Source organism: Rhodanobacter sp. FW510-R10, from assembly GCF_058781105.1.
This window is the reverse complement of record NZ_JBYSWL010000001.1, coordinates 2,013,124-2,027,206: the sequence shown is the minus strand read 5'-3', so window position 1 is coordinate 2,027,206 and position 14,083 is coordinate 2,013,124. Positions and strand designations below refer to the sequence as shown.

Here is a 14,083-nt window from a genome sequence, read left to right as displayed (position 1 = left end):
GAATCCAGTGCTTTGGCCTTCGCAGACACCTAAAAGCACTGGATCCCCGCTTGCGCGGGGATGACGATGGAGGTTCGAGGGTCTGCGTAAGACAACGGGGTGACCACCTTTTTTTGAGTCCAGGTTGCGCGTGACAGCCGTCCAGCCTTGCGTCGCCACGTCTTCGGTGTCGCGGCACGAATTTATTCCGGACAGCAGTGCGCCTTCGCGGGGATGACGCCGAAAGGTTGCGCTCCAGGGCGAGACAAGAGATGTGAGCCACCATTTTTGAGTCCAGGTTGCACGCGACAGCCATTTGGCTATGTGGCGCAATGTTTCGGTCTCGAGATACGAATTTATTCCGGACAGCAGTGCGCGAAGGCGGGAATCCTGGGTCTTCGTTTTCAATGGCTTGAAGGCATTGGATCCCCGCCTTCGCGGGGATGACGACATTGTTCAGCGTTGCCCTAGGGCCCAGGCAAAGACCGCTCGCGGTTGCGGCTTCCGCCGGCGGACGCCAGCCGGCTGGATGACGAGAACTTCCCCTCGAACAGTGGTTGCCCAGGACGCTTGAGCACCTCCGACCCAGCGGCTTTCCCTTGCCACGGCACGCCACCTTCTGCCCATCTACTGGCCGCAAGCCAATCGACGCCGTATGCTCGACCAGGTGCCAGCGGGGGAAGCGCCAGAATCATGTGGCATGGATAAGAAGAAGCTGTCCGAGGCGGATATCTGCCTGAAATTCATCACGCCCGCGCTGGTCGCCAGCGGCTGGGACGTGGACGCGCAGGTGTTCCAGGAATTCACCCTCAAGGCGGGCCGCATGGTGGTGCGCGGCCAGCACGCCGCCCGCGACAAGGCCAGTATCCGCCGCGCCGACTACATGCTGTGCCGCCGGGCGGACCAACCGCTGGCAGTGATCGAGGCGAAGGACAACACCCACGCCCTGCACGCCGGCATGCCGCAGGCGATCGAATACGCCGAACTGCTGGATGTGCCGTTCGCGTTTTCCAGCAATGGCGACGGCTTCATCTTCCGCGACCGCACCCTTGGCGACGGCGTGCTGGAACGCGAGCTGACGCTGGATGAATTCCCCAGCCCCGACGAGCTGTGGCAGCGCTATTGCGCGTGGAAAGGTTGGCCGGCAGAAGTGCGCACTGTGGCCGAGTCGGCCTGGTATCCGGGCAAGACCCCGCGCTACTACCAGATCGCCGCGGTCAACCGCACGGTCGAGGCGATCGCCGGCGGGCGCGACCGCGTGTTGCTGGTGATGGCCACCGGCACCGGCAAGACCTTCACCGCGTTCCAGATCATCTGGCGGCTGTGGAAGTCCGGCGCGAAGCATCGCATCTTGTACCTGGCCGACCGCAACATCCTGATCGACCAGACCATGGTCAACGACTTCAAGCCGTTCAAGGGCAAGATGGCGAAACTCAGCTCCAACCGAAAGGGTGTGGAGCGAGTCGACGCCGAAACTGCGCAGCGTTTCATCGAAGGCCTCGACCTGGCCGTCAACAAGACCACCAAGCTGGTCGACAAGTCCTACGAAATCTACCTCTCGCTGTACCAGGCCGTGTCCGGCCGCGAGGAAGAGGACAACATCTACAAGCAGTTCACGCCGGATTTCTTCGACCTGATCGTGGTCGACGAGTGCCACCGCGGCAGCGCCGCCGAGGATTCCGCCTGGCGCGAGATCCTCACCTACTTCACCCATGCCGCGCAGATCGGCCTGACCGCCACGCCCAAGGAAACCGAGCACGTTTCCAACAGCGACTACTTCGGCGAGCCGCTGTACACCTACTCGCTGAAGCAGGGCATCGACGACGGCTACCTCGCGCCGTACAAGGTCATCCGCATCGACATCGACCGCGACGTGGTCGGCTGGCGCCCGAGCGCCGGCATGACCGACAAGTACGGGCATCTGGTCGAAGACCGCATCTACAACCAGCGCGACATGAACCGCTCCCTGGTGCTCGAAGCCCGTGATGTGCTGGTCGCCGAAAAGATCACCGCCTACCTGAAAGCCACCGACCGCTACGCCAAGACGATTGTCTTCTGCGAGGACATCGACCACGCCAACCGCATGACCCAGGCGCTGGCCAACGCCAACGCCGACCTCTGCGTCGACCAGCCGAAATACGTGGTGCAGATCACCGGCGACAGCCCGCACGGCAAGCTGGAACTGGACAACTTCATCGACCCGGAAAAGCCGCTGCCGGTGATCGTCACCACCTCGCGGCTGATGTCCACCGGCGTCGATGCGCAAACCTGCAAGCTGATCGTGCTGGACCAGACCATCAAGTCGATGACCACGTTCAAGCAGATCGTCGGCCGCGGCACCCGCCTGCGCGAAGACCTGGGCAAGACCTGGTTCGCCATCATGGATTTCAAGCGCGCCACCGAACTGTTTGCCGACAAGGATTTTGATGGCGACCCGGTGCAGATCTACCAGCCCGGCCCGAATGACCCGGTCGATCCGCCTGAACCGCCACTCGGACCATCACCGACCGGCGGAACGCAGGAAGAACCCGGCCCGTGGAATATCGAGAGTGATGATTCCCCGACCACTGCAGGTCCCGGCGAAGGCGGCGAAGCCATCAAACGTTTCGTCATCGACGGCAAGCGTGTGCCGGTCAGCATCGCCAAGGAACGCGTGCAATACCTCGACGGCGACGGCAAGCTGATCACCGAAAGCCTGCGCGACTACACCCGCATCAACATCAAGAAACAGTACGAATCGCTGGACGCCTTCCTGCAGGCGTGGTCCGGCGCCGAACGCAAGGCCGCGTTGATCGCCGAGCTGGACGACCGCGGCGTCTTCCTCGATGCGCTCGCCGACGAAGTCGGCAAGGATCTCGATCCGTTCGACCTGGTGCTGCACGTGGCCTACGACATGCCGCCGCTGACCCGCGCCGAACGCGCCAACCACGTGCGCAAGCGCAACGTGTTCACCGAATACGGACCCGTCGCGCGCCAGGTCATCGCCGCGCTGATCGACAAATATGCCGACAGCGGCGTGCAGACGCTGGAAAGCATGGACGTGCTGCGCGTGCCACCGATCAACCACCTCGGCACCCCGCTCGAACTGGTCGCCGCGTTCGGCGGCAAGCCAAAATACCTTGAAGCGCTGCGCACGCTGGAAGCGGAGCTATACCGCCCGCCCACCGTGTAGAAGCGCACTTGTGCGCGATACTTTTGCGAAGCCCATCCGCAGAACATCGCGCACAAGTGCGCTCCCACAACACCTGCTACATCACACTCGTTTCGACACAGAACCAACCATGTCCAACCTCAGCTCCATCATCAAATCCACCCAGGACATCATGCGGCCGGACACCGGCGTCGACGGAGATGCCCAGCGCATCGGCCAGCTCACCTGGCTGTTCTTCCTAAAAATCTTCGACGCCTACGAGCTGCAGCAGGAAACCCTGCACGACCACTACCGCTCGCCGCTGCCCGAGCACCTGCGCTGGCGTAACTGGGCCGCCGACCCGGAAGGGCGCACTGGCGAGGCGCTGCTCGAGTTCATCAACATCCAGTTGTTTCCCACGCTGAAGGAACTGCCCGGCGACCTGAAGCGCAACCCGCGCGCCTACGTCATCCACGCCGCGTTTGAAGACACCTTCAACTACATGAAGTCCGGCCAGTTGCTGCGCCAGGTGATCAACAAGATCAATGGCATCGACTTCAACCGCCAGGCCGACCGCCACCAGTTCAACGACATCTACGAAAAATTGCTGCGCGACCTGCAGTCGGCCGGCAACGCAGGCGAGTTCTACACCCCGCGCGCCGTTACCCAGTTCATGGTCGACATGGTCGATCCGCAGCTCGGCGAGACCGTGCTCGACCCCGCCTGCGGCACCGGCGGTTTCCTGGTCTGCGCGCTGGAACACCTGCGCGCGCAAGTGCGCAGCACCGACGACGAAGCCACCCTGCAGCGCTCCATCCGCGGCGTGGAAAAGAAACAGCTGCCGCACCTGCTGTGCGTCACCAACATGCTGCTGCACGGCATCGACGTGCCCAGCAACATCGCCCACGACAACACGCTCACCCGCCCGCTGCGCGACTACGCCGCCAAAGACCGGGTCGAGGTGATCATCACCAACCCGCCGTTCGGCGGCACCGAAGAGCCCGGCGTGGAAGCGAACTTTCCCGCCGACGTGCGCACCAAGGAAACCGCCGACCTGTTCCTGGTGCTGATCAAGCACCTGCTCAAACCCGGCGGCCGCGGCGCCGTGGTGCTGCCCGACGGCACCTTGTTCGGCGAAGGCGTGAAATCGCGCATCAAGGAACAACTGCTCACCGAGTGCAACCTGCACACCATCGTGCGCCTGCCCAACGGCGTGTTCAGCCCCTACACCGGCATCAAGACCAACCTGCTGTTCTTCACCAAGGGCCAGCCGACCCAGCACGTCTGGTACTACGAACACCCCTATCCGGCGGGCGTGAAAAACTACAACAAGACCAAGCCCATCCGCATCGAGGAATTCGCCGCCGAAAAAGCCTGGTGGGGCAGCGCCAGCGACAACTACGCCAGCCGCGTCGAAAACGCACACGCCTGGAAAGTCGACATCGACACGATCAAGGCCAGCGGCTACAACCTCGACCAGAAAAATCCGCACACGGGCCCGCAGATCAACCACGATCCGGAAGTGCTGCTGGCCGACTACCAGCGCCTGCAAGCCGAAGCGCAAGTTATCCGCGAGCAGCTCAAAGCCCTCCTCAGCGAAGCACTCACCGGCACCAGCGGGCCGCGCGCATGAGCGTCGTGAAACAAGTCCGCGAGCCGCGTGCTGACTATCTGGCGCTCGAAGAACCGGCGCTGCTGCGTGGGTTTGAGTTGCTGGCGACGGCGGAAGGTGGCGGGGCGAAGTTAAGGAGCCTGATTCATTCTTTGGCGGTGCGTGGTTTGCTCGTACCGCAAGACAAGAATGACGAATCGGCGCATCAACTTCTCACGAACATCGGTACTGCCAAGAATTGTCTTGTCGCTGAAGGAAAGCTCCGACCAGACAAATTCTCACCGAATGTCCCAGAGGCAGATCAGCCGTTTACCATTCCTCCGAGCTGGACATGGGCGCGCTTCGGTAGCGTGAGCATCAATCGTGATGGGGAGCGCGTCCCCGTATCCTCCGAAGATCGACAGCAGCGCGCCAAAGTCTTTGACTACTACGGTGCATCAGGGGTCATCGACAAAATCGACGGCTACCTTTTCGACAAGACGCTGCTACTCATCGGTGAGGACGGCGCTAATCTCATCAATCGCGCAACGCCAATCGCGTTCCTTGCATCAGGGAAATATTGGGTCAACAACCATGCGCACGTCATCGACACGACGCATCCAGGCCTGATGGAATATCTCTGCCTCTTCATCAACGCTATTTCGCTTGAGCCGTACATAACCGGGACAGCTCAACCGAAGATGAACCAAGCGAAGATGAATTCGATTCCAATCGCTTTGCCGCCCCTCTCCGAACAACACCGCATCGTCGCCCGCGTCGAAGAACTGATGACACTCTGCGACGAACTGGAAGCCTGCGGTCGACTGGCCGACGAACAACACGCCCGTCTTACCACCACCCTGTTCGACGCCCTCACCGCCAGCGACTGCGCCCAGACACTGGCCGACAACTGGCAACGCATCGCCACCCACTTCGACCTGCTGCTCGACCGCCCCCAAGCCATCGACGCCCTCGAACAAACCATCCTCCAACTCGCCGTCCGTGGCCTGCTGGTACCGCAGGATCCAGACGATGAGCCGGCAGTTACTTTGCAAGATCGAATACGGGCTGAACGACGTAGCCTCTTAACTAATGGCACCACAAAGCAGAACAAAAACCTGCCGTCGGCGGATGTGAGCGGGCATGCCTTTCAACTTCCCGACAACTGGGTATGGGTTCACTTCGACGAACTTGTACGCGCAGACAAGCCAATCGCTTACGGTGTTCTTGTACCCGGCGTTGACACCGTGGATGGCGTACCTTTCGTCCGTTTGGCGGATCTTTCGCTGGATAGTCCAGCTGTGAAGCCAGAAAAATCCATCGCGCGCGACGTCGACGCTCAATTCCTGCGAACTCGTCTGGAGGGAGGAGAGATTCTCATGGGAGTCGTCGGTAGCATCGGGAAGCTGGGCATAGCCCCGGATTCGTGGAAGGGCGCAAATATCGCCCGTGCCGTCTGCCGAATCGTGCCAACATCTCTGGTCAGCAAGACATACGTTTTGCAGTTGCTCCAGTCCGACTTCATGAAATCTCGATTCGTTGGTGATACCCGAAAGCTGGCGCAGCCAACACTAAATATCGGACTGATCCGAGCCTGCCTAACACCCCTCCCGCCCCTCGCAGAGCAGCACCGCATCGCCGCTCGCGTGGAACACCTGCGCCGCCTCTGCGCCGACCTACGCGAGCGGCTGAACAAGGTTCGAGCGACACAGACCCATCTCGCCGAGGCTCTGGTGACAGAATCCGTTCAACCGCAGAGGGGTGTCAGATTGAGCTAAATGTTATGCGCCGAGGCAAATGCATCACCGAACCGATCTTCGATGATTAGACCACTGACGAATATGATCGTCTCTCGGGGGGCGTAGGAGGGCGGCGTCCGATCCGAAGCGGACCTTCTGCGAACAGTGAAACTCTAAGGCGCCAATCGCATTCAGAACTGATGGCATATCGCGAAACTAGTACGTCAGTGTCGGATGTGTACGTGGGCCCGACGTGTCGCAGAGAGGACGTAATCTTCAGGCAACGAGTTTTGCTGGAACCAGCAACCATAGGTGCGTGAGTACCACGTCCACGCAGGGCGACGCGAGTGTTTGGCGTGGATGGCGCGTGGAGCATATGTCCTTGGTTTGTCCCGGCGTTATCGCTGTTGCACCATGCAGCGGAAGGTGGGGGCTGAGGCTGGCGATCGGTTCTCTGTTGCCGCGCACGTACGCAAGCATCATCCCGGATGGCATCCGGGCCGCATACTCACCACTGGCAAACCGCTGAATACCGTTGTCACTGTAGGATGCAACTGTGCGAGAGCCATGGCCATCTTCAATAAGCTTGCATTCGACGAAGCAACCCCAACAAATGGTATTCGTCACGCGCGGATAGTGGGACGTTGGTGGTCTAAAGGTCAGATCGGGTTGCTTCTCGATACGACCGTCAGACGTACGCTGCTTTGCACCCCGAACAGGATGGTCAAAGTCTTTGAGGCCTGGTGCGATGCGACGCCCACGTTCCATTCGGCCGAGTTGGGTTTCGATTGCTGTAGTGAGAGCCTCCTCCGAGCCACCATGCAGCGTGGTGTCATTCGCAGCGATGAGTTGCTGCCACGCCCATCGCAGTGCTCCCTCAATGGCTCTCTTATGAGCAGGTGACAGATCGGGTTCCGCTGCGAGCAGCGCGGGTGGCTCCGCAAGGGAAAGGCGTCTAGCCATCGCCGAGCGGTCCTCCGAGAAGATCATGTGCAAGAAGCACAGCTTGCGTTCTCGTCCAATACCGATATCGGTCGGGCAGACCAACAAAGACATGCGACTTACTCATGGGGAGCACAACAAGACTTGCGCCCGATTCATCAGCCTCCTTGAGCAGTGCATCCATAGGGAAACGCTTTACTGGCGTAGGGCGACTAGCGATTGAAAGCACTCGCCACGGGATACTCCCAACCAGCACCTCTTCGATCGTCGCCTGAAGATGCGATGCTTGAAGCACATCGTCGAGTGAATCCTTCAGTGCGACGAGGAACCTCGTGCGCTCAACCTCGGTAGGTGAGGCAACCGCCCGTCTTACCGAAGCGGGGGTTGGTCCCCGCGTTTCGAGCGTATCCTCAATAGCCTGTCGCTCGACAATCCCAAGTTCGTAAAGGTCGAATACAAACAGATTCAGCCTTTCGAACAGTAATTTGTCGAGGCCCTTCTCCATCTCCTTCGAAATCTGCCGCATTTGCGCAAGTTGATCCTTCGTTAGACGATCCAGCGGGATGATTGGGAATGCATCAAAACTCTCCTTGTAGAGGGTTTCTCGCTCGACGCCGTAAAGCGCATCTGTCAGCAATGAGACGAAATGCCCAAGACGCGACTGCAGGAGGATCTGCAACACCCGCGCATGATCGTCACCTCGTCCTATCCCCTTGAACGATAAACCGTGAAACGACTCATGAAAGGCTACCGCCTCCCTGGAACGCATCGCGCGAGGAGTTAGTGGATCGGCAGGAACCATCTTCCGTACAAGCAACAGCGGAGCTTCGTATATCGCTGGTCTACGCGAAAAAAGCAGCGTCTGCCTTCGGAATTTCGGGAGCGCCGAAGCCTCAAGCAAAAACTCGTCCGAGGACGAGCCCTTTAGGTCCGGCATCCCATACATGTGCCTCGCCGACAGCTGCTTCCCAGCCTTGCCGCCCACTTGGTAACCGTTCCAAAACTGGAGTCCGGGCCTCAGCGTGTTTAAGTAATTGCCCAACGGGACGCCAGTCGCCCGCATCACCTCGAATGCGCGACGCGCCAGTGAATCACCTCGGAAGCGAGCCTTTAGCGCCCACGGCGTGGATCGAACTTCCTCATGCAAAACGACTTGTGCGTCGGCCCAGTCCACCCGAAGAACCGCCTGCTCCTTTGTATCATTGGCTTCCACGAATGGACTGACGAACTGGAACGTGCCGCCTGGTAGCGCGGCTTCATTGCGCGCAAAGACAAGGCAAAAAGGAGCAGTAACGTTTGGCCACACCTTCGTCTGGCGCAGTGCGGCGCCGTTCAATACACCCGTCATGTTGAACGCAGTGAAAAGCCAACTGCGCGCCTTGAGCAACCGTTCAGATATTCCGAACAGCCAGCGCGCATGAACGACGAGCGCAATCTGGGCTCCGGGCTTCGCCCACTCACCAGCACGCCACAAGAACGCCAAGTCGGGATTGGCATCTGGTAAATCGAACGAATCGGCATCCGCCCCGAGTCGTTCTAAAATGGCCTCACCTGTATTCGCGATCCAGCGCTTCTTTGCGACGTTGTCATGGCCGGTCCATGGCGGGTTGCCCACAACTAGGTCGAACCGCCCGGCGTCCTCTTCCGCTACAGCAGCAAGGCTCCCATCGGTCTCGTTCCGCAGACGTAGCACAGCTTCAAGATTGTCGAATTTCAGGTCCTCCACAGGCGTCGGACTCGGATCGAGTTCTAGAGCAGTGAGATAGAGCCCAAGCTGCGCTAGGCGTAACGCACGCTTGTCGACATCAAACGCGGAAAGCTGATTTGAAAGGATGCGCCGAATCTGTCGCCGCTTTGGTCGTGTCTGAGTCTTCTCCCACTCACGCTGTACGAGATGGCGGAACGCTGCTATGAGAAACACGCCCGCACCAACCGCGGGGTCAAGTATGCGCGGACGGTCGATGTTCTGAATACTGCTGAGCGCCTCACCAACTACGAATTCAGCGATGTGCCGAGGCGTGTAGTGGATACTTCGCTTCTTCGCCGCAGGGGCATCGAGTGTCGTCGCGAACGCCTCGTAGACTTCACTAAGGAGCCCCACTGGGACGTGAGAAAAATTTATTTCATCCCAGTCGGTAGGTAGGCGAAGCTGACCTTGTGGTGTAGCGCCCGCCGCAATATTTCCAAGTACCTGCGAGAACACTTCGGGAACGTAGCTTTTGGGCGAAGTCTCGAACGGTAGCAGACCTCCATTGAAGGTTGCGTCCAACCACTTGAGCGTCGTGAGGGCACGGCCTTTGGTACTGAGGCAATCAGTCCACGACTCGGCACCGTCCGCGATATCGCCTGGCTTTTTGCCCACGAGCAGGTTGCGGTCAACGAGAAAACGCCAAAAAAGTCCCCATCCGACGAGTGATACAGCGTCAATCGGCGACACGCCAAAATTAACAGCCTGTCGCATCGATTCCGAGAGCAGATTCTTGAGGTACGCGCGCCGGGGTAAGTCGGCGGCGCCACTACGTACGTCGTGAATGAACCGCGTAAGCCCTCCGGAACCTGGGGCAATCGATTCTTTCGAGGTGACAACGTCTTTGCCTTGAATCTCGAACGAGAGAATATCCAGCCGTCCGGGGCGAAGAATCGCAGTCCACGCTGGATCTCCGCGTAGAAGAATCCGACGACACCATTGATCAATGACAGGCTGAGAAACCTCGCCGGATTTGGTTCGACCGTCAAAAACGAATACCCGAGGAACATGCTCATGCTCTGCGACGACTGGTGGCGACCAGATCGCGTCCCCATTTTTCAGGTCGGCGTAACGCAACGTCCGAGGCGAGCTACCAGCGAGCTCGACTAGTTGGTCCGACTGCGCGCCGTAGGAGAGCAGAGTTTGGGCGAGAGTGAGAGACACAATGCAGTTTACGTTCCGTTCGGGATGACATGTGCTTGGGTCACGGAAGCTATGCGTCCCCAGCCTCATGAGCTGAGACTATAGCTGAGTGTCCGCTTTTGGTCGGTTGCAACCGATGGGTTCGGGGTCGATCAATATGCCGGCGAGCTGATCACAGACGGTCGGTTCAGGTGACCAAGTTCAGCGGCGTGCGCTGCTTCAAAGGGTGATCTGGTCAAACTGACCTTTACCGCTGAACTTCCAGCGCGCACGAAACGTCGCTCCACCGCGCATGCGCTCGGCCTGCCCACAATGCTTGGCCACCAGCGCGCAAGGTTCTCTGCCTTGGCCCAGAACGCCTGGTTCTTCCAGCTTTTGTCGAGCAGGAAAACCTTGATTGCCGCACGCTTCAGAACTTCGCGCTCCGCACCCTTGTTCAGGCGACCGTGCGTCACCACGGTCCAGTCGCCCTCTTGCGAGAGCGCGGTGATCCAATCCGTGTCGGGGGTGGCCGCGGGAAAGCGATCGCGCAAGGCGACAACCTGCCTTTCCCTTGAATTGAGTTCAACCGCTGCGTGGTCGCCTGTCACCTGCGACATCGTGCCCATCCCGGCGCGGATACCTTCACCGAGCCCAGCCACTGGCGGGACAAGACCTTGCGCCGCGCGCTCCGGCGCAGACCATTACGCCGGCAGCAACCCGGATCCCACCAATGTGATGCACATGGACGGTGGCTGCCCTGACGCGCCGCTCGCGCCCTCTGGCTCTACTGCCATCGTTCGTCGCATCCCGCTTGACGGCACTGCCCGCGCCTGACAACTTCTACGGTCTCCTCCTCCGGATCCACCGACACCATGAACTTCCGGTATCGATTGCCATTGGCCTGCGTGATGTTTTGCGGGCTCATGCTGGCGTGGCCGGCGAGTGCCGGCAACCAGGCAACTGCCAACGCCGCAGCGTCGCGGACCATGACCATCGACCGGTTGTACAGCCTGCCGTGGATCATCGGTACGGCGCCGCAGGCACCCGCGTGGTCGCCGGACAGCAAGCGGCTGGCGTTCCTGTGGAACGACGAAGGCATGCCCTTCATGGATGTCTGGATGGCCGACGCCGCCGGTGGCAAGCCGGTGCGGGTGACGCGCATGCCGCGTCCGGACAGCCCGGCCGACGCGGGCAGCGGCATCGCCAAGCTGGAACAGGTCGAGCGCGCCGAGAACGACCATGGCGTCTCGCAGGTGATCTGGGCGCCCGATGGCCGGCACCTGGTGTTCAACCTGCATGGGCGCCTGTACCGGGCTTTGCCGGGGCAAGCGCCGCAGCCGATCACGGGAGCTGATGTAGCCGCCACCGATCCGGCTGCTTCTCCGCAGGCCAAGGCCATTGCCTACCTCGCGTCCGGTGGCCTATGGGTGGTGGAGTCCGGCATGGACACGCCGGAGCCACGCCAGGTCCGTGCGCCCGGAGGCCACGAAGCCGGCGTCGAATCCTTCACCTGGTCGCATGACGGCAAGCGGCTGGCCTTCGTCGAGGCCGACAGCAGCAAGGTGCCGACGCGCGGCATCCCGGATTACCTGGGCGCGGAGACGCGGCTGGTCGAGGTCAAGCGCCCGTATCCTGGCGAACCTTCGCCGGCGCGGCGCGTCGGTGTGATCGCCGCCAGCGGCGGCGCGGTGCGCTGGATGGATCTCGGCCCGGACCTGCTGGACCAGATCTTCAGCGTGCGCTGGGCGCCGGATGACAGCCGGCTGCTGGTGGACAAGAGCGACCTGTACGTCAAGGATCGCCGCCTGCTCCTGCTCGATCCCGCCAGCGGCACGGCACAACTGCTGGTGCGCGAGCGCGATCCAAACAACGTCAGCGCCGACTGGTGGGCGGACTGGGCGCCGGACGGGCGAGGCGTGTACTTCACCTCGGACCGCGACAACGACTATCACGTCTACTACCAGCCGCTCGCCGGCGGCCCGCCCAAGGCAATCACCGCGGGCGACTGGGCCGTGTTCTCGGCGACGGTTTCGCCCGCGGCCCGCGCGCTGTTCGTGGTCAGCAACGCCGGCAACACCGAGTCGCGGCGCGTCTACCGCGTGCCGCTTGCCGGCGGCGCGATGCAAGCGTTGACGCCGGCCGAGGGCGCCCACCACCCCACGGTATCGCCGGACGGCCGCCACTTGGCCGACCTGTATTCCAATGACGTCACACCACCGGACCTGTACCTGCAGGGCGCCGGCGCTGCCAGCAACCGCCGCCAGGTCACGCATTCACCGCTGCCCGAGTTCAGCGACTACCACTGGATCGCGCCGAAATATGTAGTGTTCGCCAACGTCAACGACGGCACCCCGCTGCACGCGCGCTTGACGCTGCCGCCCGACTTCGACCCCACAAGGAAATACCCGGCGATCCTGGGCTCGGTGTACAGCAACACCGTGCACAACGAATGGGGCGGGCGCATCTACCACCCGACCTGGGGCCTGGACCAGTTGCTGGCCCAGCGCGGCTTCGTGGTCATCAACGTGGACATCAGCGGCAGCTCCGGGCACGGCAAGGCGTTCCGCCAGCGCATCCGCGAGGACTATGGCGGCGTCGACGTCGACGACCTGTACAGCGCCACGCGCTACCTGGTCGCGCAAGGCTACGTCGACCCGGCACGCATCGGCATCTGGGGCAGCAGCTACGGCGGCCTGCTGACCGCGATGTCGATGTTCCGCTATCCGGACGTCTATCAGGCCGGCGTGGCCGCCGCGCCCGCCACCAGCCTGTTCCACGCGCTGACCGGCGAGATGCAGGTGATGATGATGCCACAAGGCCACGAGGCGCAGTACGCCAAGTCCTCGGCGTTCCTGCACTCCGGCGGCCTGAAGGGCCACCTGATGCTGCTGCACGGCATGCGCGACGAGGTCGTGCTGTTCAAGGATTCGGTAACCCTGACCCAGCGCCTGATCCTGCAGGGCAAGCATGTCGACCTGGTGCCCCTGCCCAACGCCCCGCACAGCTGGGACACGCAGGGGCTGGCGCAAACGCGCTACGGCTACCACAAGCTGGTGGACTACTTCGAACGCTACCTGGGTGCGCCACAACAACCGGCCCCGCCGCCGGCCCAGGACTGACCCTATCCTCGGATATACGAGATCCCATGTGGCGCCCGCGCCGCCTACTCCCTCTCCCCCCCGGCGAAGCCAGGGGAGAGGAGGCCAAGGCCGTCGCTACGGGGTTGGGCCGGCCTGCAGGCGCTTCACGATGGCCAATGACTCGTGCACGTGCTGGTCCGGGCGCAACTTGTCCGCCTCCGACGACAGCGTGGCCACGACCCTGCCGTCCTTGGCAATCACGAACGTGGTGCGCGGGAAGAACATGTGGCCAATCTCGACGCCGCGCGTGTCCTTCGCCCCCGGCTTGGCCGGCGCCGGCTTCAAGTCATAGGTGGCCGCCACTTTGCCGTCCGGATCGGACGCCACGGGGAACTTGCCGGCGCAATAGTTCGGATCCTTGGAGAACTCGTTCAGGCGCTCGATGCTGTCGGCCGACACGCCGATGATCGTGGCGCCGGCGGCATCGAACTTTTCCTTCTCGGTGGCGAACGTGTGCGCCTCGAGGTCGCACCCTGAGGTGTACGCCGAGGGGTAGAAATACACCACGACGGGGCCCTTCTGCAGCGCCTGCTGCAGGGAGAAGGTGAAGTCGTTGCCGGCCAGGCTGGCGACGGCACTGAAGTCCGGCGCAGAGGCCCCGGGCTCGAGCGCGGCCGAGGCCGGCATGGCGAGCAGCAAGCCCAGCGCTGCCGCGGCAAGGGATCCTGCAACGTGCTTGTTCATACCCGC

General features: G+C 61.7%; 7 protein-coding genes. 4 read left to right on the top strand and 3 right to left on the bottom strand.

Features of this window, described 5'->3' with window-relative positions; translation table 11 throughout:
- Window positions 1-679 precede the first annotated feature (679 nt).
- From hsdR to AC3WJB_RS08760, 3 genes are all read left to right on the top strand, one after another.
- Window positions 680-3,151 (top strand): EcoAI/FtnUII family type I restriction enzme subunit R, encoded by a 2,472-nt coding sequence (gene hsdR, locus AC3WJB_RS08770; protein WP_492680674.1) that lies wholly within the window; start codon window positions 680-682, stop codon window positions 3,149-3,151.
- Between the two features lie 109 nt (window positions 3,152-3,260).
- Window positions 3,261-4,742, top strand: a complete 1,482-nt coding sequence (locus AC3WJB_RS08765) for a class I SAM-dependent DNA methyltransferase (protein ID WP_492680672.1) — start codon at window positions 3,261-3,263, stop codon at window positions 4,740-4,742.
- The gene (locus AC3WJB_RS08760) at window positions 4,739-6,478 is read left to right on the top strand and encodes a restriction endonuclease subunit S (protein ID WP_492680670.1); all 1,740 of its coding nucleotides are present in this window, start codon (window positions 4,739-4,741) and stop codon (window positions 6,476-6,478) included. Before AC3WJB_RS08765 ends, AC3WJB_RS08760 begins: the two co-directional genes overlap by 4 nt.
- Window positions 6,479-7,394: 916 nt before the next feature.
- Here AC3WJB_RS08760 and AC3WJB_RS08755 read toward each other — a convergent pair.
- On the bottom strand, window positions 7,395-10,205 hold the full coding sequence (locus AC3WJB_RS08755) for an HsdM family class I SAM-dependent methyltransferase (RefSeq protein WP_492680668.1): 2,811 nt from the start codon (window positions 10,203-10,205) through the stop codon (window positions 7,395-7,397).
- Window positions 10,206-10,423: 218 nt separating this feature from the next.
- Window positions 10,424-10,870: a PIN-like domain-containing protein gene (locus tag AC3WJB_RS08750; protein ID WP_492680666.1), complete on the bottom strand. Its 447-nt coding sequence runs from the start codon at window positions 10,868-10,870 to the stop codon at window positions 10,424-10,426.
- 255 nt (window positions 10,871-11,125) lie between these two features.
- Here AC3WJB_RS08750 and AC3WJB_RS08745 point away from each other — a divergent pair, with 255 nt between their 5' ends.
- Window positions 11,126-13,372 (top strand): prolyl oligopeptidase family serine peptidase, encoded by a 2,247-nt coding sequence (locus AC3WJB_RS08745; RefSeq protein ID WP_492680664.1) that lies wholly within the window; start codon window positions 11,126-11,128, stop codon window positions 13,370-13,372.
- A gap of 96 nt (window positions 13,373-13,468) precedes the next feature.
- Here the strand turns inward: AC3WJB_RS08745 and AC3WJB_RS08740 are convergent, their stop codons facing one another.
- The gene (locus AC3WJB_RS08740; protein ID WP_492680662.1) at window positions 13,469-14,077 is read right to left on the bottom strand and encodes a peroxiredoxin; all 609 of its coding nucleotides are present in this window, start codon (window positions 14,075-14,077) and stop codon (window positions 13,469-13,471) included.
- Window positions 14,078-14,083: the final 6 nt, after the last annotated feature.